The organism is Streptomyces asiaticus (genome assembly GCF_018138715.1).
Lineage (GTDB): Bacteria > Actinomycetota > Actinomycetes > Streptomycetales > Streptomycetaceae > Streptomyces > Streptomyces asiaticus.
In genome coordinates, this window is record NZ_JAGSHX010000006.1 from 9266747 (window position 1) to 9293381 (window position 26635).

Annotated in this window: 23 protein-coding genes; 10 read left to right on the forward strand and 13 right to left on the reverse strand. The window is 70.7% G+C overall.

Annotated elements, in window-relative coordinates; all coding sequences use genetic code 11:
• The first annotated feature begins 160 nt into the window (after window positions 1-160).
• Complete coding sequence (locus KHP12_RS52000; RefSeq protein ID WP_244203493.1) at window positions 161-340, forward strand: helix-turn-helix domain-containing protein; 180 nt, start codon at window positions 161-163, stop codon at window positions 338-340.
• Window positions 341-365: 25 nt separating this feature from the next.
• Here KHP12_RS52000 and KHP12_RS46700 read toward each other — a convergent pair whose 3' ends face one another.
• Window positions 366-1346 carry a DMT family transporter gene (locus tag KHP12_RS46700; protein ID WP_086886380.1) on the reverse strand — a complete coding sequence of 327 codons (981 nt, stop codon included), beginning with the start codon at window positions 1344-1346 and terminating at the stop codon, window positions 366-368.
• A gap of 203 nt (window positions 1347-1549) precedes the next feature.
• On the opposite strand from KHP12_RS46700, the gene KHP12_RS46705 reads away from it, so the two are divergent.
• The 5 genes from KHP12_RS46705 to KHP12_RS46725 all read left to right on the forward strand — a co-directional run bounded on the left by KHP12_RS46705 (window position 1550) and on the right by KHP12_RS46725 (window position 9334).
• Entirely contained in the window at window positions 1550-2569 is a 1020-nt protein-coding gene (locus KHP12_RS46705) for a glutathione S-transferase family protein (RefSeq protein ID WP_210608940.1), read from the forward strand.
• 462 nt (window positions 2570-3031) lie between these two features.
• Complete coding sequence (locus KHP12_RS46710) at window positions 3032-3250, forward strand: type A2 lantipeptide (RefSeq protein WP_086879959.1); 219 nt, start codon at window positions 3032-3034, stop codon at window positions 3248-3250.
• A 129-nt stretch (window positions 3251-3379) separates the two neighbouring features.
• Entirely contained in the window at window positions 3380-4186 is an 807-nt protein-coding gene (locus tag KHP12_RS46715; RefSeq protein WP_086879958.1) for an HlyD family efflux transporter periplasmic adaptor subunit, read from the forward strand.
• Window positions 4183-6462 (forward strand): NHLP family bacteriocin export ABC transporter peptidase/permease/ATPase subunit, encoded by a 2280-nt coding sequence (locus KHP12_RS46720; RefSeq protein ID WP_372455282.1) that lies wholly within the window; start codon window positions 4183-4185, stop codon window positions 6460-6462. The genes KHP12_RS46715 and KHP12_RS46720 overlap by 4 nt, the downstream gene beginning before the upstream one ends.
• A 1-nt stretch (window position 6463) precedes the next feature.
• Window positions 6464-9334 carry an NHLP bacteriocin export ABC transporter permease/ATPase subunit gene (locus KHP12_RS46725; protein ID WP_086879956.1) on the forward strand — a complete coding sequence of 957 codons (2871 nt, stop codon included), beginning with the start codon at window positions 6464-6466 and terminating at the stop codon, window positions 9332-9334.
• A 17-nt stretch (window positions 9335-9351) separates the two neighbouring features.
• Here the strand turns inward: KHP12_RS46725 and add are convergent, their stop codons facing one another.
• The 11 genes from add to KHP12_RS46780 form a co-directional block, all read right to left on the reverse strand.
• The gene (gene add / locus KHP12_RS46730) at window positions 9352-10347 is read right to left on the reverse strand and encodes an adenosine deaminase (RefSeq protein WP_086879955.1); all 996 of its coding nucleotides are present in this window, start codon (window positions 10345-10347) and stop codon (window positions 9352-9354) included.
• The gene (locus KHP12_RS46735) at window positions 10347-11189 is read right to left on the reverse strand and encodes an ABC transporter permease (protein WP_086879954.1); all 843 of its coding nucleotides are present in this window, start codon (window positions 11187-11189) and stop codon (window positions 10347-10349) included. Before KHP12_RS46735 ends, add begins: the two co-directional genes overlap by 1 nt.
• Complete coding sequence (locus KHP12_RS46740; RefSeq protein WP_244202534.1) at window positions 11189-12052, reverse strand: ABC transporter ATP-binding protein; 864 nt, start codon at window positions 12050-12052, stop codon at window positions 11189-11191. Before KHP12_RS46740 ends, KHP12_RS46735 begins: the two co-directional genes overlap by 1 nt.
• 23 nt (window positions 12053-12075) lie before the next feature.
• Window positions 12076-13104: an ABC transporter substrate-binding protein gene (locus tag KHP12_RS46745; protein ID WP_086879952.1), complete on the reverse strand. Its 1029-nt coding sequence runs from the start codon at window positions 13102-13104 to the stop codon at window positions 12076-12078.
• A gap of 134 nt (window positions 13105-13238) precedes the next feature.
• The gene (locus KHP12_RS46750; RefSeq protein WP_086879951.1) at window positions 13239-14678 is read right to left on the reverse strand and encodes an aldehyde dehydrogenase family protein; all 1440 of its coding nucleotides are present in this window, start codon (window positions 14676-14678) and stop codon (window positions 13239-13241) included.
• A gap of 31 nt (window positions 14679-14709) precedes the next feature.
• Complete coding sequence (locus KHP12_RS46755) at window positions 14710-15483, reverse strand: SDR family oxidoreductase (RefSeq protein WP_086879950.1); 774 nt, start codon at window positions 15481-15483, stop codon at window positions 14710-14712.
• Window positions 15483-16403, reverse strand: a complete 921-nt coding sequence (locus KHP12_RS46760; RefSeq protein WP_086879949.1) for a dihydrodipicolinate synthase family protein — start codon at window positions 16401-16403, stop codon at window positions 15483-15485. The genes KHP12_RS46755 and KHP12_RS46760 overlap by 1 nt, the downstream gene beginning before the upstream one ends.
• A gap of 60 nt (window positions 16404-16463) precedes the next feature.
• Window positions 16464-17273 carry an enoyl-CoA hydratase-related protein gene (locus KHP12_RS46765; protein WP_086879948.1) on the reverse strand — a complete coding sequence of 270 codons (810 nt, stop codon included), beginning with the start codon at window positions 17271-17273 and terminating at the stop codon, window positions 16464-16466.
• Entirely contained in the window at window positions 17270-18460 is a 1191-nt protein-coding gene (locus tag KHP12_RS46770; RefSeq protein ID WP_086879947.1) for a CaiB/BaiF CoA transferase family protein, read from the reverse strand. Before KHP12_RS46770 ends, KHP12_RS46765 begins: the two co-directional genes overlap by 4 nt.
• A complete protein-coding gene (locus KHP12_RS46775; RefSeq protein WP_276328610.1) occupies window positions 18457-19824 on the reverse strand; it encodes an FAD-dependent oxidoreductase in 1368 nt (455 codons plus the stop codon). The genes KHP12_RS46770 and KHP12_RS46775 overlap by 4 nt, the downstream gene beginning before the upstream one ends.
• 247 nt (window positions 19825-20071) lie before the next feature.
• Complete coding sequence (locus KHP12_RS46780; protein WP_086879946.1) at window positions 20072-20680, reverse strand: helix-turn-helix domain-containing protein; 609 nt, start codon at window positions 20678-20680, stop codon at window positions 20072-20074.
• A gap of 278 nt (window positions 20681-20958) precedes the next feature.
• On the opposite strand from KHP12_RS46780, the gene KHP12_RS46785 reads away from it, so the two are divergent.
• The 3 genes from KHP12_RS46785 to KHP12_RS46795 are packed head-to-tail and all read left to right on the forward strand — an operon-like array spanning window position 20959 to window position 24222.
• A complete protein-coding gene (locus KHP12_RS46785; protein ID WP_086879945.1) occupies window positions 20959-21801 on the forward strand; it encodes a nitrilase-related carbon-nitrogen hydrolase in 843 nt (280 codons plus the stop codon).
• Complete coding sequence (hydA, locus tag KHP12_RS46790; RefSeq protein ID WP_086879944.1) at window positions 21798-23201, forward strand: dihydropyrimidinase; 1404 nt, start codon at window positions 21798-21800, stop codon at window positions 23199-23201. The genes KHP12_RS46785 and hydA overlap by 4 nt, the downstream gene beginning before the upstream one ends.
• 22 nt (window positions 23202-23223) lie before the next feature.
• Entirely contained in the window at window positions 23224-24222 is a 999-nt protein-coding gene (locus KHP12_RS46795) for a TIGR03842 family LLM class F420-dependent oxidoreductase (protein ID WP_086879943.1), read from the forward strand.
• Between the two features lie 13 nt (window positions 24223-24235).
• Here KHP12_RS46795 and KHP12_RS46800 read toward each other — a convergent pair whose 3' ends face one another.
• Window positions 24236-25810 (reverse strand): MDR family MFS transporter, encoded by a 1575-nt coding sequence (locus tag KHP12_RS46800; RefSeq protein ID WP_086879942.1) that lies wholly within the window; start codon window positions 25808-25810, stop codon window positions 24236-24238.
• A 181-nt stretch (window positions 25811-25991) separates the two neighbouring features.
• Between KHP12_RS46800 and KHP12_RS46805 the strand changes: the two genes are divergently transcribed.
• Window positions 25992-26555, forward strand: coding sequence for a TetR/AcrR family transcriptional regulator (locus KHP12_RS46805; protein ID WP_086879941.1), 564 nt, complete (start codon window positions 25992-25994; stop codon window positions 26553-26555).
• Window positions 26556-26635: the final 80 nt, after the last annotated feature.

Sequence of the window (26635 nt, forward strand, 5' to 3'; positions counted from 1 at the left end):
GAGGGCAGCCGGACGGCGGCTTCGGCGCCCGGGACGGGCGGCCGGTGCCCACCCTGGACGAGCTGTTCCGCACCGAGCCCGCCCACGCCTGGGCGCGGGAGTTCCTCCCCCGCTCCAGGACACCCGCGGCCGCGATCTGCACACCACCCTGCGCGCCTGGATCGACGCGAACACCGATGCCCAGCGGACCGCCCGCCACCTCGGTCTCAGCCGGAACACCGTCAGGGCCCATCTGCGGGCCGCCGAACACCTGCTCAGCCGGGATCTGCTCACCACCGGCTCCGGGATCCACGACCTGGTGCACGCCCTGCACATCACCGGGCTCCCCCCGGGGGACTGACTGCGCACCCGGCGCCGTACGGTGCTCACAGCTCCGAGGGCTTCTTTCCCGCGGTGGGCGCGGTTCGCGCCCGGGGACGTGCCGGTACACGTCCCCGAGTGACGGCGAGCACCGCGCCCGACAGCAGCACCAGGGCGCCCAGCGCCTGGAGAGCGCCGAAGGACTCGCCCAGGAAGACCATGGAGCACACGGTGTTCACCACCGGGACCATGAACATCATCAAGGACGCGGAAGCCGGGCCCACCGCCCCCACTCCCCGGTAGTACAGGAGATTGGCCACGGCGGCCGGGCCGATCGCGAGGAACACCACGTTCAGCCAGAGGCCGGCCGGCAGCCCGTCCCAGTGCACCTCGCCGAGATCGGGTGCGGCGAGCGCGCCCAGCAGCACCGCCCCCGCACACGTGGCGTACGTCGTGGCGCGCAGCGGGTCGATCCCGGCCAGCACCCGGGGTCCGATGAGCGTGTACGCGGCCCAGCACACCGCGCTGAGCAGATACAGCAGATCGCCTGTGAGCCGGGTGGTGCCGCCGTGTGCGCTGCCGCCCGCGCCGAAGAAGAACACCACCGCTCCGGCGAGCCCGAGGGCGAGCCCCGCCAGCCGCCCCCCGGAGGCCCGCTCACGGCCGGTGACCAGGAGGAAGGCGCTGGTCAGCACCGGGCTGAGGACGGGGATGACGATGCCCGCGTCGAGCGAGGGCGCCAGCGACAGCCCCCAGAAGAAGAAACCGTTGTAGGCGAAGACCCCCAGGACGCCCGCGAGCGCCGCGCGCCGCCCGCCGCCACGCGCGGAACCCGGGGCGGCCGCGGCCGGGGTGGCCGCCGGTTTGCCGAAGACCGCCACCGCCGCCAGCAGGGCGACCGCACCGCCGCCGAAGCGCAGCAGCGCCGCCACGGTGTGCGGCAGCTGGGCCACCACCGACTTGGAGCTGGAGAAGGCGCTGCCCCACAGCAGCATGGTGACCGTGAGCAGGAGGTACGGGCTCTTCCATCCCTTGTCTTCAGGCATGCCCCGACCCTGACCCCCGCCCTGCCCTCCGGTCTTGAACGCTGGTGCGCCGCTCCGGCGCCACCCGCTCCGTATCGCCACCCAGCCACCCAGCCACCCAGCCACCCAGCCACCCTGTCCGTTCCGTGAGGAATACCCCTTCCCGAGATGTGGAACCGGGTAGATGTCACCCGTGGCACTTCGGAAGGTGGTAGGTGGTCCCGTTGAACACCGCTGACCAGGAGACACCCCGCGAACGCAAGGAGTTCCGCCGCTCCGCGCCGCACTTCGCCGACCGGATCACCGCCGACGGCCGGGACGGCTGGCCGGTGGAGGCCGGGCGCTATCGGCTGGTGGTCAGCCGGGCCTGCCCCTGGGCGAGCCGAGCGCTGGTCTCACGGCGGCTGCTCGGCCTGGAGCCGGCCCTCTCGCTGGCCATCACCGACCCCATCCAGGACGAGCGCAGCTGGCGCTTCACCCTGGACCCGGGGGCCCGGGACCCGGTACTGGGTATCGGGTTCCTCAGCGAGGCGTACGACGCCCGCGAGACGGGATATCCGGGCGGGGTGAGCGTGCCCGCGGTGGTGGACGTGCCCAGTGGCCAACTGGTCACCAACGACTACCACCGGATCACTCTGGACCTCGCCACCGAGTGGACCGCCCTCCATCGCGAGGGCGCCCCGGATCTGTACCCCGAGGAGCACCGGGCCGAGATCGACGAGGTGGCGGAGGGGATCTACCGCGATGTGAACAACGGTGTGTACCGGGCGGGCTTCGCCGAGCACCAGCACAGCTACGACGACGCGTACCGGCGGCTCTTCGCCCGCCTCGACGAGCTGTCCGAGCGGCTGGCCACGCGGCGCTATCTGGTCGGCGACACCATCACCGAGGCCGACATCCGGCTGTTCACCACGCTGGTCCGGTTCGACGCCGTGTACCACGGCCACTTCAAGTGCAACCGCAACAAGCTCAGCGAGGACCCGGTGCTGTGGGGGTATGTCCGTGATCTCTTCCAGACGCCGGGTTTCGGGGACACCGTCGACTTCGACCACATCAAGCGCCATTACTACCAGGTGCACACCAACATCAACCCCCGTCGCATCGTTCCGCTCGGCCCCGACCTCTCCGGGTGGCTGACGCCGCATCACCGCGAGGAGCTGGGCGGGCGCCCGTTCGGCGACGGCACCGCACCCGGACCGGTGCCGGACGGCGAGGCGGTGCCGGAGGTGGGCCGGGTGGCTTGAAGTCGCACATGTCGCATTCCCGTGCCGCCCAGCGCCGCATGTCGCTTCGTTCGCCCGGTCTTCAAGTGATCGGCACACCTGTTACACACATTCCATGTGTGCGCCCCGCCCGTGTGTCACCTCGGCTCCGGCCGTGGCGGGCAGGCCCGACATGATGCGCGTCACCTCACACAAGGGGCGCACCGCCCGGTGAGGTCTGTGACCTTTCTGTGAGGGAACAGCGCCGATGAGGTGCGCGCTTGTGCCCGCCGTGTGATCGGAAAGTGGCGGAATGCCCGGTTCCGGACTTGGCTGATTCGCAGCGTGGCGAGCCCCGTGATTACATCCGTTTCCGCGCTAAGGCATCCACGGATCCCCGGTTCCCACCGGAACCCCGTGACCATGCCGCGGGTGCCGATTCCCCTTGGCACCCATGCGCTGCTTGCAAGCTCAACGAGACAGTCACCCAAGGGAGACGCAACAATGAACAACGCGCCCAAGGTCGCGACCCAGGAGATCTCCGACGCCGAGCTGGACAACGTGGCCGGCGGGATCGGCAACCCGGTGGGCGACGTCCTCGGCACCGTCGACTCCGTCACCGCCCCGGTGACCGGCGCCCTCGGCACCGTTACCGGCACGGTTGACGGCGTCACCGGCCTGAACACCACCGGCATCGTCGGTGGGGTCGTCGGCAGCCTCTGAGGCTGACAGACCGCCTTCCCTGTGCCCCGGGCCCGCCTGGTCCGGGGCACTCGGCGGTCCACGGCGCCCTCTTCGATCACTCCCTTCCCGGTTTTCGATCACTCCCTTAGCGGTTGAGGAAACACTCTCGTGCAGTTCCGCCAGCAGGCCCTCTCCAAGGCGCAGTCGGCAGAGGACATCGACCTGCCGGTGCGCTACGCCCGTCCCCAGGGGTGGCTGGCGCTGGCAGTCACGGTGGTGGTCATGGCCGGGGCCGCCGTATGGGCCGTCACGGGCACCGTGTCCAACACCCTCGACGCCACCGGGATCCTCACCCACGGCCAGGGCAGCTATGTGCTACAGAGCCCGATCGCGGGCCAGGTGACCTCCGTCCTGGCGCAGGAGGGCAGCACCCTTCCGGCGGGCGCGCCGCTGCTGAAGGTCCGCACCACTCGTGGCACCACCGTCGTGCGCACCATCGCCGCCGGCCGGCTCACCACCCTCTCCGCCTCGATCGGCTCGGTGCTCAACACCGGCGCGAACGTGGCCTCCGTGGAGCGGGTCCGCCACTCCGACGACCCCCTGGTCGCGACCCTGTTCGTCCCTGCGGACCGGGCGGCCTCGGTGCGGGTGGGCGCCTCGGTCGACCTCAGTGTGCAGTCCGCGCCGACGCAGACCTACGGTGCGCTCCGCGGTGAGGTGCGGGCCGTCGGCCGGACCGCCCAGTCCAGTCAGCAGATCGGCTCCTACCTCGGCAGTGAGCAACTCGGCGAGGAGTTCTCCAAGCACGGCCCGCCGGTCGCCGTCCAGGTACGCCTCGACCGCGAGCGAAGCACCCGCTCCGGCTACCGCTGGTCGTCCCCCGAAGGCCCGCCGTTCGCCCTCGGCTCCATGACCCTGACCGACGGCACCGTCCACCTGGACGCCCAGCACCCCATCGATTGGCTGCTCCCGTGACCGCGACGAATGAGGCCGGACCGCCCCGGCCCGCACCCGCCGGAAGCAGTGGGGCCCGCCGCCCCCAGCCGGCCCGCGGACGGCGCCGCGCCCCGCGTGGGGGGGCCGGGCCGAGGAAGCCCCGCCGCCGTACCGTACGCACCCCCACCGTGCTCCAGATGGAGGCCCTGGAGTGCGGTGCGGCGTCGCTCGCCATGGTGCTCGGACACTACGGGCGCCATGTTCCGCTGGAGGAGCTGCGGATCGCCTGCGGTGTCTCCCGGGACGGCTCGCGCGCCAGCAACCTGCTCAAGGCCGCCCGGAGCTACGGCCTGCGCGCCAAGGGCATGCAGATGGAGCCCGAGGCCCTCGCGGAGGTTCAGGCCCCGGCCATCCTGTTCTGGGAGTTCAATCACTACGTCGTCTTCGACGGCATGGGGCGGCGGTTCGGCAAGCGCGGCGTCCACATCAACGACCCCGACAAGGGGCGCCGCTTCGTCCCCATCGAGGAGTTCGACACCAGCTTCACCGGTGTGGTCCTGGTCTTCGAACCCGAGGACTCCTTCCGCCGGGGCGGACGCCGCCCCGGGGTGCTGGGCGCCCTGCCCGCGCGCATGCGCGGCACCACCGGCACCCTGCTCGCATCGCTGCTGGCCAGCCTGCTGCTGGTGGCGGTGGGCGCCGCGGTCCCGGCGCTCAGCCGCACCTTCATCGACACCTTCCTGATCGCCGGCCAGGACTCGACGCTTCAGCCGCTGTTCGCGTCCATGGCCGTGGCGGTGGTCCTCACCGCCGTGCTGACCGGCGTCCAGCAGGCGAACCTGCTGCGCGGGCGCATCATCTCCTCCACCCTCAGCAGCGCGCGGTTCCTGCGCCATCTGCTGCGGCTGCCCGTCACCTTCTTCGCCCAGCGCAGCCCGGCCGACCTGGTCCAGCGGCTGCGCTCCAACGACACCGTGGCCGAGACGCTCGCCCGCGATCTGGCCGCCGCGGCCGTCGACGGGGTCGTCGTGGTGCTCTACGCCGTGCTGCTGTGGACCTACGACCCCCAACTCACCGGCGTCGGCGTCGGGTTGGCGCTGCTCAACGTGGTGGCGATACGGGTGGTGGTGCGGCTGCGGGCCACCAGGACCCAGAAGCTACGGGCCGACACCGCGCGGCTGACCACCACCTCGTACACCGGTCTCCAGCTCATCGAGACGGTGAAGGCCACCGGTGGCGAGGCGGGCTACTTCCGCCGCTGGGCCGGTCAGCACGCCATCACCCTGGAGGAGCAGCAGCGCCTCGGCGTGCCGAGCTCCGTACTGGCCGTGGTCGCGCCCACCCTGGCCACGCTCAACAGCGCCCTCATCCTCTGGATCGGCGGGCTGCGGGCCGTGGAGGGCCATATCTCCATCGGTCTGCTGGTGGCCTTCCAGGCACTGGTGACCCGCTTCACCGCGCCCATCACCCGGCTCAACGGAGTGGCCGGGCGCATCCAGGACTTCTCCGCCGACGTGGCCCGGCTCAAGGACGTGGAGAACTTCCCGGTGGACTCCCTCTACACCCGCGACGAGCCGCGCGAGGACACTCGTCGGCTGACCGGGCAGGTGACCCTGGAGAGCATCACCTTCGGCTACAACCCGCTGGACGAGCCGCTGCTGCGCGACTTCTCGCTGTCCGTGGGCCCCGGCCGGCAGGTGGCGCTGGTCGGCGCCTCCGGCAGCGGCAAGTCCACCGTCTCCCGGCTCGTCTCCGGCCTCTACACCCCCTGGGAGGGGGTCATCCGCATCGACGGACAGCGCCTGGAGGACATTCCCCGCGGCGCCCTGGCCGCCTCCGTCTCCTTCGTCGACCAGGAGATCTTCCTCTTCGAGGGGACGGTGCGGGACAACGTGGCGCTGTGGGACCCGTCGATCTCGGACGAGGCGGTGGTGGAGGCCCTGCGGGACGCCGCGCTCTACGATGTGATCGCGCGGCGCCCGGAGGGGATCCACTGCCGGGTGGAGCAGGACGGCCGCAACTTCTCCGGCGGCCAGCGGCAGCGGCTGGAGATCGCCCGCGCCCTGGTGCGCCGCCCCAGCGTGCTGGTGCTGGACGAGGTCACCAGCGCCCTGGACGCGCGGACCGAGCAGCTCGTCATGGACAACCTGCGCCGCCGCGGCTGTGCGTGTGTGGTGATCGCCCACCGGCTCAGCACCGTGCGGGACAGCGACGAGATCCTCGTCCTGAACCGCGGCACGGTGGTCGAACGCGGCCGGCACGAGGATCTCGCGGCCGCCGGAGGCCCGTACGCCGAGCTGATGAAGGAGCACTGACATGGCGTCCGTTCACCCGGCCGCGGCGGTGGCCGCGGACGGCGGCGACGCGGTGGTCCAGGCGCTGGGCGCCCTCGGTACGCCCGTCGACTGCGCCGGGCTGCGCAGCCTTCCGCTGGAGGGCCCGCAGGTGCTCTGGCTCGTCGTCGGCGGCGCCCTGGACCTGTTCGCGGTGGACGCCGCCGAAGAGGGGCAGTGGCACTTCCTCGGCCGCCTGGAGACGGGCGCGGCGCTCCCCGGCCCGGTCGAGGGGCCGCGCCACACCCTGCTGGGGAGGCCCTCGCAGGACTGCCAGGTGCGCCGCATCCCGCTGCGCGAGCTGTACCGCCCGGAGGCCCACGACGCGTACGGCACGGGCCGGCCCGGCGATCCGTACGCCACGTACGGCGGTGGCTTCCAGGACACCCCGCCCACCCCGCTGGAGCACGCCGTGGCGCTCGGGGTGAGCCGCAGCCTCGGCGTCCTCTTCCAGGCCCCGCTGGACGGCGGGGCCGCGTCCGAGGCGGAGGCGGACGACGAGGACCTGCTCTGGCTTCCGGTGCCGTCCGGCAGTGTGCGATACGGCGCCGAGTACAGCGCCCAGGCCGCCGGTGACCTGCTGATCGACGGCGCGCTGTGGCAGCGGATGGTCAACCAGCAGTACCGCCTCGGCACCGCCGTGGACCGCTGGATCGAGACCATGGAGCGGGCCCACGCCGACCGTACGGCGGCCGGTATCCGGGCCGGCGAGGCCGTGCGCACCCGCGCCGACCAGGCGCTGATCGCCTCCATCGGAGGGCCCCGCCGGGACCGGCGGCCGTCGGAGGAGAGCACCGACGACGCCGTGCACGCGGTGTGCCGCGCGGTGGCGGAGGCCGCCGGGATCACCCTGCCCGATCCGCAGCGGGGCCGCGCCACCGACGACCGTACGGACCCGGTGGAGCGCATCGCCGCCCACGCCAGGATCCGCACCCGGGCCGTCCGGCTGGAGGGCCAGTGGTGGCGGGAGGACGCCGGACCGCTGGTGGGCTACCGCGCCAAGTCCGGGGCCCCGGTGGCGCTGCTGTGGCGGCGCGGCCGGTACGAGGCGGTCAACCCCGCCTCCGGGCTGCGGATCCGTGTGGGGGGCGGCAACGCGGAGGAGTTCGAGCCGCGGGGCGTGATGTTCTACCGTCCGCTGCCCGACCGGCCGATGACGGTGTGGCGGCTGATGCGCTTCAGCGTGCGCGGCGCCGCCGGGGACTTCCGCAATCTCCTGATCGGCGGGCTGGTGACGGTGGCGCTCGGCGCGCTGGTGCCGCTCGCCACCGGCCAGGTGCTGGGCGGCTTCGTGCCCCGCGCCGAGAAGAGCCCCATCGTCCAGATCTCCCTGGCCCTGATCGTCGCCGGCGTCGTGGCGGCCGCCTTCATGCTGCTTCAGAACCTGACCCTGCTGCGGCTCGAGGGGCGGCTGGAGTCCACCCTCCAGCCCGCGGTGTGGGACCGGCTGCTGCGGCTGCCCACCACCTTCTTCGCCCAGCGCTCCACCGGAGAGCTGGCCAGCGCGGCAATGGGCATCAGCACCATGCGCCGGGTGATGTCCGGGGTCGCCCCGACGGTCCTCCAGGCCGGGACCGTGGGCGTGATGAACCTCGCTCTGCTGCTGTACTACAGCGCCTCGCTGGCGCTCGCGGTGATCGCCGTACTGCTGGTGGTCTCCGGGGTCTTCCTCGGCATGGGGCTGTGGCAGGTGCGCTGGCAGCGACGGCTGGTGGAGAGCGAGAACAAGCTCAACAACCAGGCGTTCCAGACCCTGCGCGGTCTGCCCAAGCTGCGGGTCGCCGCGGCCGAGAACTTCGCCTACGCGGCCTGGGCCCGTGGCTTCGCCCACTCCCGCGATCTGCATCAGCGCACCGGGCGCATCAAGAACCTCACCCAGGTGCTGGACTCCGTCTACCTCCCGCTGGTCTCCCTCGCCGTGTTCATGCTGCTGGCCGGTCCGGCGCGGGGGAGCATGTCGGCGGGCGCCTTCCTGACCTTCAACACCTCGGTGACCATGCTGCTCACCTCCCTCACGCAGCTCACCAACTCCCTGGTCTCCGTGGTCGCCGTCCTGCCCATGTTCGAGCAGGTCAAGCCAATCCTGGACGAGCCGCCGGAGGTGCGCGGCGGCAGCGCCCAGCCGGGGCGGCTCTCCGGTGACCTCCGGGCCAGAAACCTCACCTTCCGCTACGGCGACGACGGGCCGCTGGTGCTCGACGATGTCTCGCTGGAGATCCGGCCGGGCGAGTTCGTGGCCGTCGTCGGCCCGAGCGGCTGCGGCAAGTCGACCCTGCTGCGGTTGCTCATAGGCTTCGAACGGCCGGTGTCCGGCAGTGTGCTCTACGACGGCCAGGACCTCGCCGCCCTCGACCAGGCGGCCGTGCGCCGCCAGTGCGGGGTGGTCCTCCAGAACGCCCAGCCACTCGGCGGCACGATCCTCGACTGCATCCGCGGCGCCGAGCCGTACACCCCCGAGGAGGCCATGGAGGCCGCCGAACTGGCGGGTCTGGCCGAGGACATCCGGCAGATGCCCATGGGGCTCCAGACCATGATCTCCGGCAGCGGCGCCATCTCCGGCGGCCAGCGGCAGCGGCTGATGATCGCTCAGGCCCTCATCCGCCGTCCGCGCATCCTCTTCTTCGACGAGGCCACCAGCGCCCTGGACAACGAGACCCAGCGCATCGTCATCGACAGCACCCGGCGGCTCAACGCCAGCCGGCTGGTGATCGCCCACCGGCTGTCCACCGTCATGGACGCCGACCGGGTGCTGGTCATGGAGGACGGCCGGATCGTGGAGCAGGGGGCCCCGGCCGAGCTGATGGCCATCGCGGGCGGCAAGCTGCATGAGCTGGTGCGGCGCCAGACGCTCTAGGAGCGTCATCCCGGCGGTCAGCCGTGGTGGGCCGCCCAGGCGTCGATCCGGTCCCGCATCCGGCCCGCGAGATCCGGCCCGGCGGCCGAGAAGCGGAGCGAGTCCGCGGCGATGCGGGCGAGGTCGGTGGCGCTCAGGCCGTAGCGGCTGTGTGCCGTGGCGTACTCGTCGAGGATGCCGACGCCGTACAGATACGGCGCGTCGCTGTTCAGCGTCACCGGGACGCCCGCGCGGACCAGGGCGGGCAGGGGATGGGCCGTGGCCGACTCGACGGCCTTCAGCATGACGTTGCCGGTGATCGCGATGTCCAGGCAGATGCGCCGCTCGGCCAGCTCACGGATGAGCCCGGGGTCCTCGACGGCGCGTACGCCGTGGCACACCCGGTCGGGGGAGAGCAGCTCCACGGTGTTGCGCACGCTCGAGGCGGGGCCGCTCTCCCCGGCGTGCGGGACCACCGCGAGGCCTCCCTCGCGCGCGACGCGGAACGCCTCGGCGAAGTCGTCGGCGGGACGGCCCGCCTCGTCTCCGGTCAGGCCCATCGCCACGACGCCGCGTTCGCGGTGGCGGACCGCGAAGGCGGCCGCCTCGGCCGCCTCCACCGGGCTCCGGTCGCGCCCGATCCCCACGATGATGCCGCCGTCGCCGCTTGCCGCGGCCAGGCCGTCCAGCGCGGCCTCCACCAGGGCCTCGGGCGGGCCCAGCCGATCCCGGTAGAGATGTGGGCCCAGATGGAGTTCCGTCCAGACGACACCCGCGTCCGGGGCCGCGTCGAATACCTCCTCGACCACCCGTCGCAGATCCTCGAGCGACCCCACCAGCGCGCGGCAGCTCTCATAGGCATGGTTGAACACCGGCCACGTCGGATACGCGTCGCCCAGCGGCGGCATCGGCAGCCCGTACCGCTCGCTGAACTCCCGCGCGGTGTCCGGGCGTATCGCGGCCTCGGTGTGCAGATGCAGTTCGGCCTTCGGCAGGGTCAGGAAGTCGGCCGCGGCCAGTGGTTTCCGCTCCATCAGGGGGCCTTGGCCTCCCAACGCACGATCAGCCGCTCCGCCGTGCCGACCAGTGCGTAGAAGACGATCGCGATGGCGGAGGCGATGACCATCACGGCGTACAGCTGTGGAGTGTTGAAGTTGTAGGTGGTCTGGATGATGAGATAGCCGAGCCCCTGCTGGGAACCGATCCACTCGGCCACGATCGCCCCGATCACACAGTTGCCCGTGGCGATCTTCAGGGAGGAGAAGAGATACGGCAGCGAGGCGTATATCCGCACCTTGAAAAGGATCTCCCAGGGGGAGGCGGACAGCACCCGCAGCAGCTCCAGCGACTGCTTGTCCACCGCCTGGAGCCCGCGCACCATGTTGACCAGGGTGGGGAAGAACGAGATCAGCGCGCCGATGGCCACCTTCGGGGCATAGCCGTTGCCCATCATGATGACGAGGACGGGCGCGATGGCCACGATGGGGATGGTGCGGATGAACAGCGCGACGGGCATCAACGCCCGCTCCACCGGCCGGTAGTGGACGAAGACGACGGCCAGCAGCACCGCCACCGCGTTGCCCACCGCGAAGCCCAGGGCGGATTCGATGACGGTGGGCCAGGCGTTGTCCATCAGCAGGGCCGAGTCGTCGTTCAGGGAACGCCAGATGTCCGAGGGCATCGGCAGCACATACTGGGGCACCGAGAAGAGGCGGCAGCCGAGCTCCCACAGGGCGAGCAGGACGAGCGCCACGGACACCGGCAGCAGCGCGCGGAGCGGGCGGGCGCGGCCGCGCCCGGAACCTCGCCCGCGTCCGGCGGGCTTCACGTCGGGATCGGCGGCCGCCGATGGCGTCGAGGCGGTGGCGGTCGGCATCAGCGATCCTCCAGCAGGCGGCGCAGGCGGGCGGCGAGCGCGGTGAACTCGGGGGTCTCACGGACGTCGAGGGTGCGTGGATAGGGCAGGTCCACCGGGACCAGCTCACGGACCCGCCCCGGATGAGAGGAGAGCACCAGGATCCGCTGCGACATGAACACGGCTTCGGCGATGCTGTGGGTGACGAAGAGGATGGTGGTCCCGGTCGCCTCCCAGATGCGCAGCAGCTCCTCGTTGAGCCGGTCACGGGTGATCTCGTCCAGGGCGCCGAACGGCTCGTCCATCAGCAGCACCCGCGGCCGGCACACCAGCGCGCGGGCGATCGAGACGCGCTGGCGCATTCCGCCGGACAGCTCATGCGGATAGGCGTTCTCCCGCCCCGCGAGGCCCACCAGCGTCAGCAGTTCCTCGGGGGACGGAGCGTCCGCCGCGTCCGGTACGGCTTTGGTGCCGCCGCCGACCTGGAGCGGCAGCCGGACGTTCTCCAGCGCGGTGCGCCAGGGCAGCAGCGCCGAGTCCTGGAAGACGAACCCCAGCCGACGGGAGGTGCGCGCCTGGTGTGCCGAGGTGCCGAGCACCGCGACCGTGCCCGCTGTGGGGGAGAGCAGATCCGCCACCACGCGCAGCAGAGTGGACTTGCCACATCCGGACGGGCCCAGGAGCGAGACGAATCCGCCGTTCTCGACGGTGAGGCTGATGTCGCGCAGCGCGGTCACCTCCCCGCGTTCGGTGGCGAAGGTGACCGTGATGTTTTCCAGTTCGACGCTGTTCCTGGGCCTGGCCCCGCCCGGCGTCGCCGTCGTGGAGTCCGGGGTGTCCGCGGCGGTCGTTGATCCGGCTGCCATGGCTGTTTTGGCTGTCACGGGAGTTCCTCCCTCGGGGGCGGTCAGCCGAGCTTGGGTCGGGATGCCGCCGTGGCCCGCAGAACGTCGGTCGTCATGACCTTGTCCACGGTCGGCGGCTTGGAGGTGAACTGCTTGAGCCGTGTGTACTGGCTGATCTGCTGCTGCCAGACGTCCCTGCTCATGGCGCCCCATCCGCTCTTGGCGGTGGCCTCAGTGAAGATCAGCTTCAGCAACACCTCGCTGGCCTTGAACTGGGATTCCTTCTTCAGGCTGGGATACTTCTTCACCAGCATCTCGACGGCCTCGTCGAGATGCGCATGGGCGTATTCATAGCCGCGGGCGGTCGCCTCCACGAATCCCTGGAGCATTTTCGGGCGCTTCTCTATCGTCGCGTCAGTGGCGAAGTAGACATTGCCGTAGAGATGGACGCCCGAGTCCCACACCCGCAGTGTCTCGTATTCGTCCAGGATGGAGAACGCCTCGAGGTTGGTGATCCAGCCCGCCATGGCATCGACCTTTCCGCGCTTGAGCGGGGTGAAGTCGGATCCGACCACCTGGACCTTGACCTTGGATTTGTCGATGTTGTTCGCCGCGAGCACCGCGTCCAGGACCACATCGCCGCCCGCCTGTATGCCGACGGTCTTGCCTATGAGGTCCTTCGGCTTTCTGACCGGATTGCCGGGCAGGGAGATGTATGCGAGCGGATGCTGCTGCACGCCCACGGCGAACGCCCGCACGGGCTGCCCTTGGGAGCGCGCCATCATGACGGCGGGGCTGGACGCGTTCTGGCCGAAGGCCGCGGCGCCGCCGGACACCAGGGTCACACCGTTCACATTGGGGCCGCCGGGCTGGAAGGTGAGGTTGACCCCGGCCTCCTTGTACCAGCCCTTCGCGTCGGCGACGACCTCGCCGAGAACGCCGTTGTCACCCGTCCAGGCGATCTGGTACTTGGCGGTGCCGCCGGCGCCGCCCGCCCCGCCGGGCCCACCGCCGCAGGCCGTGACGAAACCGCCCACGGCGAGACCGCCGCCGACGGCGAGGAATCTCCGCCGGGAAACCTTGTCGCTCATGACTACCTCAATTCCGGAGGCGGAAACAGTGAAACGGAACTGCTGCTTCCGATGGCTTCCTTCACTACATCAGCATTTCTTCGAACCAGCAATGGTGGAGCGTTGTCGAATGCCATTGTTTACGGCGGTGAAACTCACCAGCCGAGATAGACAGATTTCGACCAGGTGAAGAACTCCACCGCGGTCGGCCCCTGTTCGCGGAAGGTATTGGTGGAGGAGTCCTTGACCCCGCCGAACGGGACGTTCAAATCGAGCCCGGTCGTGGGACGATTGACCTTGACAACTCCTGCTTGCGCCCTTGCCACGAAATGCTGGGCGGCCGTCAGATCCCGGGTGCAGATACTTGCCGCGAGGCCGTACACCGAATCGTTGACCAGGCTGATGGCCTCGTCCAGGCCCTCGGCCGGGAGCACCGCCACCACCGGGCCGAAGATCTCGTCCCGGGCCGAGGAGTGGCCGGGGCCGACTCCCGCGAGCACCGTCGGTGCCAGGAACAGCCCGTCCGGCGCCACTCCGCCCGTGACGACGGTGGCGCCCTCGGCCCGTGCCCGCTCCACCGCCGCCACATCCGTCTCCAGTTGAGAGGCGCTGACCACGGGGCCCATCGCCGTCCCTGCCACGAGCCCGTCGGCCGGCCGGTAGCGGTCGGCCTGTGCGGCCAGCGCCTCGACGAACGCGTCATGCACCCCCGGGGTGCAGATGATCCGCGAAGAGGCCGTGCACGCCTGCCCGGTGAGACCGAAGCCCCCCGCCGCCGCCAGCGCGGCGGCCTGCTCCACATCGGCGTCGTCCAGCACCACCACGGCGTTCTTACCGCCCATCTCCAGCTGGACCCGGCCGTGACGGCGCTCGACCGTCTCACGGATCCGGTTGCCCACACCGGTGGAACCGGTGAAGGAGACCGCCGCCACCCGCGGGTCGGCGACCAGCGCCTCACCCACCACCGACCCCTTGCCGTGCACCACGTTCAGCACTCCGGGCGGCAGACCCGCCTCCGTCAGCGCCGTCGTGAGATGGCGCACCGACACCGGTGTCAGCTCGGCGGGCTTGATGACCACGCTGTTCCCGCTCACCAGGGCGGGCGCCATCTTCCAGGCCGGGATGGCGATGGGGAAGTTCCACGGGGTGATCAGCCCGGCCACCCCCATCGGTTCCAGCCGGGTGTGCACCGTCGTATCGGGCGTGGCGCTGGGGAACGTCCGCCCGCCCAGCCGCCAGCCCGCGGAGCCGAAGTAGCGCAGGACGTCGATGGCGCGCCGCACCTCGCCGCGCGCCTCGGCCAGGGTCTTGCCCTCCTCCCGGGTCAGATCGCGGGCCGCTGCCTCATGCCGGCCGCGCAGGATCTCCGCCGCGTCCATCAGGACGGTGCCCCGCGCCGGGGCCGGCAGCGCCGCCCAGCCGGGCTGCGCACCCTCGGCGGCGGTGACCGCCTCGGTCACCGCGGCCGCGTCGGAGGCGGGGGTCACGGCCACGAGATCAGTGGGATCCGCGGGGTTGCGGCGCTCGACCGTGGGTTCCCCCGCCGCCGAACCGGCGAGGTGGTTGGCTATCCGCACAGTGCCGGACTCGGTCATCGGTGGGCCTCTCGGTTCATCACGCCGCGGATCACAGACTGCGCACCAGACCGCCGTCGCAGCGCACGGCGGTACCGGTCAGATACGAGGCGGGCGCCCCGCACAGGAATGCGGCCACGGCGCCGAACTCGGCGGTGGTGCCGTACCGTCCGGCCGGGATCGTGGCTCGTGAGGCGGCCGCCACCGCCTCGGTGGTGCGCCCCTCCCGCTCGGCCTTGGCCGCGTCCAACCGGGCGACCCGGTCGGTGGCGATCCGGCCCGGCAGCAGCAGGTTGACGGTCACCCCGTCCGCGGCGGTCTCCGCGGCCAGCGTCTTGAGATACCCGGCCAGCGCCGCCCGGCCCGCGTTGGACAGGGCGAGGCCCGGCAGCGGCGCGGTGACACCGCTGGAACCGATCGCCAGAATCCTGCCCCAGCGGCGTTCGCGCATCGCGGGCAGCGCCGCCGTGACCAGGCGCGCCTGCGCGAGCAGCAGACTCTCCGCCGCCCGGGCCAGATCGGTGTCGTCGACCCCGGCCGCCGGGCCCGGTTTAGGACCGGGGCCGTTGAGGACGAGGATGTCCACGTGCCCGTATGCCGCATACGCCGCGTCCATGAGGGCGCGCGGGCCGTTCGGCGTGGTGAGGTCCGCCTCGACACCGATCGCCTCGGGCAGCCCGGCGGCCACCTTCTCGGCGACTTCCCCGCGCCTGCCGGAGACCACCACCCGTGCCCCCTCATCGGCCAGTGCCTCCGCCACCGCGCGGCCGAGCCCTCCGGTGGACGCGGCGACGACGGCCGTACGTCCCGTCAGCCCCAGATCCATCAGCGCGCCCCTTCCAGCACGCGCTCCGCCGGGGGCAGCGCGGTGAGATGGCGAAGGAGCTGAGGGACGAGGCTCTCGGGGAGCGCACGGGCGGGCGGCCGGACCTCGGCCTCCATGATCAGACCGCGCTGCCGGAGCGCCTCCTTGCGCAGCGCGAGCCCGATCCCGACCTGCGCCTCGAAGTTGACCAGCGGCAGATAGGGCAGATACGCCTCGCGCGCCGCCTCGTACCCACCGGATCGGTAGGCTTCGACGCAGGCGATGAGCCCTTCGGGTGCCGAGAAACCGGTCATCGCCCCGGCGGCCCCCGCGGCCAGTTCGTCCAGCAGACCGAGCCCGCCGAGCCCGCCGAAGACGGGGATGTCGGTCTGTTCCGCCAGGACGCCGATGACGGCGGGCGTCGGTGGCGCCTCCGCCTTCACCCCGACCGCCGACGGCACCCGGCGCACCACGGCCGCCAGGTCCCCGGGGCGGATGGAGACTCCGCTGGCCGCCGGATAGTCCTGGATGACGAGCCCGAGGCCGGTGGCCTCGTGCACGGCGTTGAAATGGGCCGTGACCGTCTGTGGAAGCGGGGAGTTGACCTGGGCCATCAGCCCGGCGACCCGGTCGCCCGCCACCTCGCCGATCAGCTCGGCCTCCTCGACGACCGGCGCTGTGGACAGACCGGTGGCCCCGACCACCAGCGGCAGATCGACGGTGTCGCGGACGACCTCCAGGACGGCACGGCGCTCGGCACGTGAGAGCTGGGCGGCCTCGCCGAAGACGCCGAGCACGGTCAGCCCGGTGACACCGAGCTCCGCATAACGCTCGACCAGGCGGGCCAGGGCCGATTCATCGACATCGAGGGTCGAGCCGGCGAAGGGTGTCGCCACGACGCCCCAGACGCCGGGCGGCAGTGGCCGCGGTGGGATGGACATGAGTTCTCTCCTCGCTGTTCGGCCCGTTCCGGTGGCCGTGGCATTCGATCGGGGGCGGGTTCAGCGGCCGGGCCAGGCGGGCGGACGCTTCTCCTGGAAGGCGCGTACGCCCTCCGCCGCGTCCTCGCTGTCCACCGCGTCCATCAGCGCGGGCAGCCGCAGCGCGTGCGCCTGACGGGCGGTGAGCCCGGCCCCGGCGCGCGCCATCTGTTTGATCGCGCGCAGCGACACCGGCGAGCAGGCGAGCACCTCGGCGAGCCAGCGATCCACCGCCTCGTCGAGCCGCTCCCCGGGCACGACCTCGTTCACCAGGCCCATCCGGTACAGCTCCGCGGCCGGGACTTTGCGGCCGGTGAGCAGCAGCCCCATGGCCTGGGTGTGCGGAATCCGCTCCATGAGCCGGAACACCCCTCCGTCGAGGGGGATGCGCCCGACCCTGGGCTCGGTGAGGCCGAACCGCGCATGTTCGGCGGCGACCACGATGTCGCAGCCCAGCACCATCTCCATGCCACCGCCCAGGGCATAGCCGTTGACCCTCGCGATGACCGGGACATCGAGGGTCTCGCGCAGGCTCAGGGCCCCGAAGCCATCGGGGTCCAGCCCGGCCCAGTACTCCAGACCGCTCTTGGCGGTCGCGCCCGCCGACATGTCGGCCCCGGTGGAGAACGCCCGCTCGCCCGCCCCGGTGACGACGACCGCGCGGATGCCGCGGTCGGCCTCGATCTCGGCCCAGATCTCCTTCAGCCGCTCGGTGGTGGCCCGGTCCACGGCGTTGAGGACCCGGGGGCGGTCGATGACGACCCGCGCCACCCGCCCGTCGTGCTCCCGTACGCAGCGCACCTCGTCGCGCACCGCCTCGTCGCCGCTCATCGCAGCACCCCCGCCTCGCGCAGCGCACGCAGCCGGGCCGCGTCGTAACCGGCCTCGCCCAGCACCTCGTCACCGTGGACCCCGAGCCCTGGAGGCACCCTGCGCACCTCGGCCGGGGTGGCGGACAGATGCACCGGATTGCCCAGGACCCGCACCGAGCCCTCGGTGGGGTGTTCCATCTCGACGATCATGCCGTTGACGATGGTCTGTTCATCGCGGAGCGCCTCCTCCATGGTGCGCACGGGCGCGCAGAGCAGGTCCTGTGCCTCCAGCCGCTTCATCCAGTGGGCGGTGCTCCCGGTGGCGAACCGCTCGGCGAACAGCCGCCGCAGCTCGGGGCGGTGCTGCTGCTGTCCCTCCGCGGTGGCGTACTCCGGGCGGAGCGAAAGGTCCTCGCCGATCTCCAGGGCGGCGCAGATGTCCCGAAGCGGGTTCTGTTTGAACGCTCCGACCATGACCACGGCGCCATCGGTGGTCTGATACGCCCCGGTGAGCGGCATCGCGGCCCAGTTGATCTCCGCGTCCCGGTTCATCCGGGTGGCCGCCTCCTGCATCTGCATATGGAGGATGGAGTCGTACATGGCGATCTCCACCTTCTGCCCCTCCCCGGTGTGTTCCCGGTGGAGCAGCGCCAGGAGGATGCCCTGCACCATGTGCATGCCCGTGGTGTAGTCGCACAGGCTGGTCGGATAGATGCTGACCGGAGTGTCGTCGGAGGCCCTGCGCCACATGACGCCGGTGTACGCCTGCGTCAGGATGTCCTGGCCGCCCTTGTGGGCGTACGGGCCCTTCTCCCCGAATCCGGTCGCGGAGGCCCAGATGACGCGGGGGTTGACGGCACGCAGCGCCTCGTAGCCGAAGCCGATCCGGTCCATGACGCCGGCCCGGAAGTTGGAGGTCACGACGTCGGCGCGGGCGACGAGGTCGAGAACCGCCCGCTTGCCCTCCTCGGTCCTGGTGTCGATGCTGACGCTGCGCTTGTTGCGGTTGATGCTCCAGAAGACGGGGTTGTCGAGGCCCGCCTCGTCGGGAAAGGAGGTGCGGGACAGATCGCCGGTGCCGGGGCGCTCGATCTTGATCACGTCCGCGCCGAAGTCGCCGAGCATCTGGGTGCAGGACGGTCCGGCGTACACCTGGGTGAAGTCGACGACGACCACACCGTCGAGCGGGAGCCGTCGGGTGCTCATGCGGCCGCCTCACTGTTCGTCTCGTCGATCGTGGCGTTCTCCGAGGGGACGTCGCCCGGGTCGGCACCCTGGTCGCGCATCAGCTTCCGGATGTCCCGCGTCGGCACGTCGCGGACGAGGATGCCGCGATCGGCCGCGATGCTCGCGGCGATACCCGTGGCCTGGCCCATCGCCATGCAGGGCGGAATCTCCCGGGACATCCGCTGGGCGTCCGGGGTGGCCGAGTAGTGCCGCCCGGCGACGAGGAGCTGGTCGACGCTCCGCGGAACGAACGACCGATAGGGGTAGTAGTAGTCACGGCCGCGGGCGACGGTGTCGGGAAAGTGGCGGCGCGAGACGATGTCGTCCTTGGTGACGACGTACTCCCCGTCGAGCAGCCGGGTCTGCCGGACGCCCATCTGCTCGGCGACGTCGAGCAGATAGCAGCTCTCGAAGCCGGGGAGGTATTGCCTGGCGTACTCCACCACGGCTCCCATCCGTGCCCTGGCGTCGAACTCCGCCTCGGTCAGGGAGGTCGGGTCGGCGCCGTCGTAGCCGGTCAGATGCGGGCAGTTGCACCACACGACGCCCGGGACGGGGGTCTTGAGCCACCACAGGTCCCAGGCGCCGCCGAGCATGCGCTTGATCTTGCGGTTGACGGCCCGGAACTCAACGGGATTCTCCGTCTCGAAACGCTGCGCCGCGTCGGTGTCCACACCTCCGAGGCGGGAGACGAGGGTGACGATGTACCGGCCTTCGGTGTACGGGGCTCCGGCGCGCGAGGCCACGTCGATGTCCCCGCTGGTGTCGATGACGACATCACCGAGGACGGCCTGTGGGCCCGCCTTGGTCTCGCACACCACGCCCTTGATCGCGCCGTCCTGGATCACCGGCCGGGAGAACCAGCTGTGCAGCCGCAGGTGGACACCGCTCTCGCGCACCAGGTCGTTGGAGACCCGCTTCCAGCCGTCCGGGTCGAAGGCGACGGCGTAGCAGATGGGCTTGGGGCTGGCGTGGGAGTGGAAGTCGAAGGCGCCCCAGCGGCTCCACTTGGCCCATGCCTCGGGCGAGGAGACCCGCTCCTCCGGGGGCGGGTAGACGGCCAGGTCCATGGCGGCCATGCGCTCGACGTACTCATCCACCACACCGCTCACGGTGATCTCATCGGCGTTGCACATGTCGTCGAGCACCAGGACCATACCGCCGGAGGCGAGGCCGCCGAGCGCCGCATAGCGCTCCAGGAGTGTCACCTCGGCACCGGCCCGTGCGGCGGCGACCGCGGCGCTGACCCCCGCCGGGCCTCCGCCCACCACCACGACGTCACTGCGGCGCACGATCGGTGCGTCGATGGCCTCCAGGGTCACGGACCCATTGAGGTCGGCCACGTTGTCTCCTTTCGAATACGGCGTCGCGTCACCGGACGTCCGTGTACCTCGGGGAGGGGAGGACGGCGCACGGCGCCCGGAGGGAACGCCGGACACATGGCCGTACCGCGAGGTGAGCCGGGGAACGCCGCCGCCCTGATGGCCGGGCGGAAAGCGGGAAGAGAGGGGAAGCACGAGTGGCGTGGGCGACGCTGCCCTGACCCGTACCGGATCGGGAGATGGGGTGGAACGGCCCGACGGCCTGGCTCTACCAGGTGGGCGGGGTGATCACCCAGATCGCGGTCGACGGCTCATCGCCGACCGCGACGTACCAGTGCGGAATGCTCGACGAGTAGGTGATGGAGTCGCCCGCCTCGAGCCGGTGCCGGACACCGTCGAGGAAGACGTCCTTCACCCCGGACAGAACGATGCCGAACTCCTCGCCGTTGTGCCGGAAGGGAGTACCGCTGGTGTCATGGCCGGGCTCCGTTTCCACCCAGACCACTTCGAGCGCCCCTTTCAGCGACGGAGTGAGGAGCTGGTAACGGGCACCGTCGAGCTTTTCATTTCCATGCCATTCCAGAGTGCGGCGCTCTTTTGCGCGCACCACGGGACTGGCCGGGGTTTCACCATGGAAAAGCCGACCGATCGGCACATCGAGCCCATGGGCCAATTGGATCAGACTTGCGAAGGAAGGATTTCCCTTTCCTCGCTCCAGCAGACTGATGAGGCCCGTGCTCACATTCGATCGACTGCTCAGCTCCTCCAGGGTGAGTCCGAGATGCTTGCGGAGGGATCGGATCTGTTCGCCCAACGAGGCGATGGACGCATCGGCGTCGGGACGGTTGTCCTTGTCGCCCGCGTTGCTGCTGCTCATGCGTCGCTCCTCGTCCGGCCACCATGGAACGGTGACTTCACCATAATGAAGTTCTTCAACATGTCAAGGGGTGGCGTCCCGGTCCCCGGCGCCGGTCCCCGCCGCCCGGCCCATGACTGACGGCCTGTCGGATTTTTACCGACGGGAAACGCAAAAGAAACTCGCAGAATATTGCGGTGGCCATTTACGGACTCGTACTTTCGGCTTACGGTCTTGCCGCAGCCGTTTATCCCTGTCCCAGCCCGCGACCCGTCGCGGTTTCATGAGGGAAGTTCATAATGGCCAATATCGTGCGCGCTGCCCTGGTCCAGACGAAGTGGACGGGCGACGGCGAATCAATGATCGAACTCCATGAGAAGTATGCCCGTACCGCCGCGGAACAGGGCGCCAAGGTGATCGGCTTCCAGGAGGTGTTCAACGCGCCGTACTTCTGCCAGGTGCAGGAGGCGGAACACTACCGGTGGGCGGAGGCGGTGCCGGACGGGCCGACCGTGCGGCGGATGCGGGCGCTCGCCCGGGAGACCGGGATGGTGATCGTCGTCCCCGTCTTCGAGCTCGAGCAGTCCGGCTTCTACTACAACACCGCCGCCGTGATCGACGCGGACGGCAGCTACCTGGGCAAGTACCGCAAGCACCACATCCCGCAGGTCAAGGGGTTCTGGGAGAAGTACTACTTCAAGCCGGGGAACCTGGGCTGGCCGGTGTTCGACACCGCCGTGGGCAAGGTCGGGGTATACATCTGCTATGACCGCCACTTCCCCGAGGGCTGGCGCGAGCTGGGTCTGGCGGGGGCGCAGCTGGTCTACAACCCCTCGGCCACCTCCCGGGGCCTGTCGGCCTACCTCTGGCAGCTGGAGCAGCCCGCCGCGGCCGTCGCCAACGAGTACTTCATCGCCGCGATCAACCGCGTCGGCACCGAGGAGTACGGCGACAACGACTTCTACGGCACCAGCTACTTCGTCGATCCGCGCGGTCAGTTCGTCGGCGATGTGGCCAGTGACAAGGAGGAAGAGCTGATCGTCCGCGACCTCGACTTCGGCCTGATCGACGAGGTGCGCCAGCAGTGGGCGTTCTACCGCGACCGGCGGCCCGACGCCTACGAGGGGCTGGTGCGGCCGTGACCCGCACGCTGATCCAGGGTGGGCTGGTCATCACCGCCGGCGAAGAGCTGTCCGCCGACGTCCTCGTGGACGGTGAGCGCGTGGCCGCCGTCGCCGCCTCGGGCACCGAGGTCACCGAGAGCTGGGCACGCGGAGCGGACCGGGTCATCGACGCCGCCGGGCTGTATGTCATTCCGGGCGGGGTGGACGCCCACACCCATATGGAGATGCCGTTCGGCGGCACGTTCGCCTCCGACACCTTCGAGACCGGCACCCGGGCGGCGGCCTGGGGCGGCACTACCACCATCGTGGACTTCGCCATCCAGTCCGTCGGCGCCACGCTGCGCGAGGGACTGGACGCGTGGCATGCCAAGGCCGAGGGCCAGTGCGCGATCGACTACGCGTTCCACATGATCCTCGCCGACGTCGACGAGAGATCGCTCAAGGAGATGGACACCCTCGTGGGCGAGGGCGTGACCAGCTTCAAGCTGTTCATGGCCTACCCCGGTGTCTTCTACAGCGACGACGGCAAGATCCTGCGGGCCATGCAACGCGGCGCTGCCAACGGCGGACTGGTCATGATGCACGCCGAGAACGGCATCGCCATCGACGTCCTGGTGGAGCAGGCGCTGGCCGAGGGCAGGACCGACCCCCGCTACCACGGTGAGGTCCGCCGGGAGCTGCTGGAGTCGGAGGCGACCCACCGCGCCATCCAGCTCGCCCGGGTGGCCGGTGCCCCGCTCTACATCGTCCATGTCTCCGCCGAGCAGGCCGTCCAGGAGATCACGGGAGCCCGTGACCTGGGTCTGCCCGTGTTCGCCGAGACGTGTCCGCAGTATCTGTTCCTGTCCACGGACAACCTCGCAGAGCCGGACTTCGAGGGCGCCAAGTACGTCTGCTCCACCCCGCTGCGGCCCGCCGCGCACCAGGCCGCGCTCTGGCGGGGGCTGCGGACCAACGATCTGTCCGTGGTCTCCACCGACCACTGCCCGTTCTGCTTCACCGGGCAGAAGGAGCTGGGCCGGGGCGACTTCTCCAAGATTCCCAATGGCATGCCGGGCGTGGAGCACCGGGTGGACCTGCTCCACCAGGCCGTGGTGGACGGCCATATCTCCCGCCGCCGCTGGATCGAGATCGCCTGCGCCACCCCGGCCAGGATGTTCGGCCTCTACCCGCGCAAGGGCACCATCGCGCCCGGGGCCGACGCCGACATCGTTCTCTATGACCCGGAGGCGCGGCAGACCCTGTCCGCCGAGACCCACCATATGAACGTCGACTACTCGGCGTACGAGGGCAGGCAGATCACCGGACGGGTGCGCACGGTCCTGTCGCGGGGACACGTCGTCGTCGACGGCGACGCGTACCTCGGCCGGACGGGTCACGGCCGGTATCTGCCCCGCGCCACCTGCCAGTACCTCTAGCGCCCAGCACACGGAGCATGCGATGGACTTCGGAATCGTCCTACAGACCGATCCCCCCGCCTCCGCGGTCGTCGACCGGATGCGGCGCGCGGAAGACGCGGGATTCACCTATGGCTGGACGTTCGACTCGGCTGTGCTGTGGCAGGAGCCGTTCGTCATCTACAGCCGCGTCCTCGAACACACCGAGCGGCTGATCGTCGGGCCGATGGTCACCAATCCCGGCACCCGCACCTGGGAGGTGACCGCCTCCACCTTCGCCACCCTCAACGACATGTACGGAAACCGCACCGTCTGCGGGATCGGCCGCGGCGACTCCGCGATGCGGGTGGCCGGCCGCAAGCCCAACACCCTGGCCCGTCTCGGCGAGGCCATGCACAGCATCAAGGAGCTGGCCGAGGGCCGTGAGGCCACGGTGGACGGCAACACCCTGCGTCTGCCCTGGGTGAGAGGTGGCAGCCTGCCGGTGTGGACGGCGGCGTACGGCCCCAAAGCCCTCGCGCTGACCGGCCGTCAGGCCGACGGCTTCATCCTGCAACTCGCCGACCCTTATCTGACGGAGTGGATGGTCAAGGCGGTACGGGATGCCGCCGCCGAGGCCGGACGCGACCCGGACGCGGTCACCATCTGCGTCGCCGCCCCCGCGTATGTGGGCGACGATCTGGCCCACGCGCGGGAGCAGTGCCGCTGGTTCGGTGGCATGGTCGGCAACCATGTCGCCGACCTGGTGACGCGGTACGGTCAGGGTTCCGGTCTGGTGCCGCCCGAACTGACCGAGTACATCAAGGCCCGTGAGGGTTACGACTACGCCCACCACGGCCGGACCGGAAACCCGGACACCGCCTTCGTGCCCGACGAGATCGTCGACCGCTTCTGCCTCCTCGGCCCGGCCGGCGCCCAGATCGAGAAGCTCAAGCAGTTGCGTGACCTGGGCGTGGACCAGTTCGCCCTCTACGCGATGCACGACGGTGTGGAGTCCACGATCGAAGCCTACGAGAAGGAGGTCATCCCCGCCCTGAGCTGACGGCACCGCGGTACTACGGGGCGGCCGGGGCGGCGGCCTCCTCGGCCTCCTCGGCCTTGTCCGGCTGGGCCGCCGGGCCCGGCCTGCCGCGCAGCGGGACCTCCTGGACGCACAGGGCGGCGATGAAGGCCACGGTGCACACGACGGCCGCGGTCAGGAAGATCCGCTGAGTGCCGGTGGCCACCGCGTGGAGGTAGCCGTCCCTGACGGACTCCGGCAGCCGGGCCAGCGCCGCCGGATCGGGCCGGGCCTCGCCCGTCTCCGCCCCGGCGGGCGCGTGGCCCCGCACGGCGCCGGTGAAGAGCGAACCGAAGACCGCCACACCCAGCGAGCCGCCGATGGTGCGGAAGAGGGTGACCGACGCGGAGGCGGCCCCCATGTCACGCATCTCCACACTGTTCTGCGCGATCGTGGTGACCATCTGCATCTGGCAGCCCATGCCCGTACCCACCAGGGCCATGAAACACCCGGTGGCCGCGCGGGAGGTCGTGGTGTCCATGGTGGCCAGCAGGAACAGTCCGACGGCCATGCAGACGGTGCCCACGATGGGGAAGATCTTGTACCGCCCGGTGGCGGACATGACCTTGCCGCCGACCTGAGACATGATCACCACAGGGATCATCAGGGGGAGCAGCAGCAGACCGGAGCGGGAGGCGGAGACGCCCTGGACGGTCTGCTGATACAGCGGCAGATACAGCGAGCAGCCGAACATCACCACCCCGCCCACCAGGATCAGCGAGGACGCCAGGGAGAAGTTGCGGTGTCCGGTGAAGATGCGCAGCGGCATGAGCGGTTCCGCCGCGCGCCGCTGCCGCGCCACGAAGGCCGCCACGCCCACCGCGGCCAGGGCGAACAGACCGAGGATCTGCCATGAGGTCCACGCGTAGGTGGAGCCGGCCCAGGTGGCGGCGAGGGTCAGGGCGCATACGGTCGTCGTCATCACGGTGATGCCCGGCCAGTCGATCCGGGCCTTGGCGCGGGTGGCGGGCAGCCGCAGCATCAGCTGGCACCAGACCAGGGTGAGCACGCCGAGCGGCAGATTGATGAAGAAGGCCCAGCGCCAGCCGAGATGGCCGGTGACGAAGCCGCCGAGCAGCGGGCCGCCGATGGTGCCGATGGCCATGATGGAGGCGGTCATGCCCTGGTAGCGGCCCCGCTCCCGGGGCGGTGCCAGCGAGGCGATCAGGGCGAAGGCACCGGCGCCGATACCGCCCGCGCCCAGGCCCTGGAGCGCCCGGAAGACGATCAGCTGGGTCATCGTATGGGCCGCGCCGGACAGCGCCGAGCCGAGCACGAAGACGACGACGGCGATCAGATACATGTGCTTGCGGCCGTACAGATCGCCGAACTTGCCCCAGACGGGGGTGGAGGCGGCGGTGGCCAGGGTGTAGGCGGTCACCACCCAGGAGATGTGCTCCAGGCCGCCGAGATCGCCGACGATCGTCGGCATCGCGGTGCCGACGATCGTGGAGTCGAGCATCGACAGCAGCATCGCGAGCAGCACACCGAGCAGGGCCAATCGGACGCTTTTCGGGGTGGTCTCCGGCGGGGCGTGACTGCCGGACGGCGGTGCGTCGGATACGGACATGACTGATCACTTCCTTCTCAGCGCGCTCGGCGCGGGGTTCCGAAAGACGGGAGCCGAAAGACGGGAGCCGAAGAGGCGGGGCCCCGCCCCGAACAGAAGAGCACACCGACTAAAAAAGTGCAACGACTCAACTTTTCCATTCGGTCCACCTACGGGTAGGGTGGATCCCGTGAGCGAGACGATGGGGCGCCGTGAGCGCAAGAAGGCCGCCACCCGCCAGGCGCTGGCGGACGCGGCCCTGAGGCTGTTCCTCGACCGTGGCTTCGACCAGGTGAGCGTGCGGGACATCGCGGAGGCCGCCGACGTCTCCACCACCACGGTCTTCAAGCACTTCGCCAGCAAGGAGGCCCTGCTCTTCGACCTGGACTCCGACCGGGAGGCCGCGCTCATAGCCGTCGTGCGCGACCGGCCGGAGGGGATGTCCGTCCCCGGGGCTCTGCGCGAGCACACGCTGCGGATGCATTCCGACAGCGCGGCCGACCCCGAGATGGCGCGGTTCGTCGAGCTGACGGAGAGCACCCCGGCGCTGCGGGAGTACGGCCGCCGCATGTGGATGCGCCACGAAGCCGCTCTCGCGGCCGCCATCGCCGAGGCCACCGGCGCCCCCGAGGACGACCCCGGATGTGCGGCGCTCGCCCACTTCGCGCTGGAGACCGTCGGCTTCGCCCGGGGCCGGGCCGACGCCCGGCAGGCCATCGAGGCCGCCTTCGCCCTCCTCGAACACGGCTGGCCCGCGGCCGGTTAGGCGAGGCCCGCCGCAGCGTCCGACCCCGTTTGCGGACTTGGCGCAAGTTTCGGGCGGATGCCGGGTGCGGGGCCGCGAGG

Bases quoted from the DNA above. Each gene is read 5' to 3' on its own strand.
- KHP12_RS46700 (WP_086886380.1), bottom strand. From the start codon at position 1,346: ATGCCTGAAGACAAGGGATGGAAGAGCCCGTACCTCCTGCTCACGGTC.
- KHP12_RS46710 (WP_086879959.1), top strand. From the start codon at position 3,032: ATGAACAACGCGCCCAAGGTCGCGACCCAGGAGATCTCCGACGCCGAG.
- KHP12_RS46725 (WP_086879956.1), top strand. From the start codon at position 6,464: ATGGCGTCCGTTCACCCGGCCGCGGCGGTGGCCGCGGACGGCGGCGAC.
- add (WP_086879955.1), bottom strand. From the start codon at position 10,347: ATGGAGCGGAAACCACTGGCCGCGGCCGACTTCCTGACCCTGCCGAAG.
- KHP12_RS46735 (WP_086879954.1), bottom strand. From the start codon at position 11,189: ATGCCGACCGCCACCGCCTCGACGCCATCGGCGGCCGCCGATCCCGAC.
- KHP12_RS46745 (WP_086879952.1), bottom strand. From the start codon at position 13,104: ATGAGCGACAAGGTTTCCCGGCGGAGATTCCTCGCCGTCGGCGGCGGT.
- KHP12_RS46750 (WP_086879951.1), bottom strand. From the start codon at position 14,678: ATGACCGAGTCCGGCACTGTGCGGATAGCCAACCACCTCGCCGGTTCG.
- KHP12_RS46755 (WP_086879950.1), bottom strand. From the start codon at position 15,483: ATGGATCTGGGGCTGACGGGACGTACGGCCGTCGTCGCCGCGTCCACC.
- KHP12_RS46760 (WP_086879949.1), bottom strand. From the start codon at position 16,403: ATGTCCATCCCACCGCGGCCACTGCCGCCCGGCGTCTGGGGCGTCGTG.
- KHP12_RS46765 (WP_086879948.1), bottom strand. From the start codon at position 17,273: ATGAGCGGCGACGAGGCGGTGCGCGACGAGGTGCGCTGCGTACGGGAG.
- KHP12_RS46770 (WP_086879947.1), bottom strand. From the start codon at position 18,460: ATGAGCACCCGACGGCTCCCGCTCGACGGTGTGGTCGTCGTCGACTTC.
- KHP12_RS46780 (WP_086879946.1), bottom strand. From the start codon at position 20,680: ATGAGCAGCAGCAACGCGGGCGACAAGGACAACCGTCCCGACGCCGAT.
- KHP12_RS46785 (WP_086879945.1), top strand. From the start codon at position 20,959: ATGGCCAATATCGTGCGCGCTGCCCTGGTCCAGACGAAGTGGACGGGC.
- KHP12_RS46795 (WP_086879943.1), top strand. From the start codon at position 23,224: ATGGACTTCGGAATCGTCCTACAGACCGATCCCCCCGCCTCCGCGGTC.
- KHP12_RS46800 (WP_086879942.1), bottom strand. From the start codon at position 25,810: ATGTCCGTATCCGACGCACCGCCGTCCGGCAGTCACGCCCCGCCGGAG.
- KHP12_RS46805 (WP_086879941.1), top strand. From the start codon at position 25,992: ATGGGGCGCCGTGAGCGCAAGAAGGCCGCCACCCGCCAGGCGCTGGCG.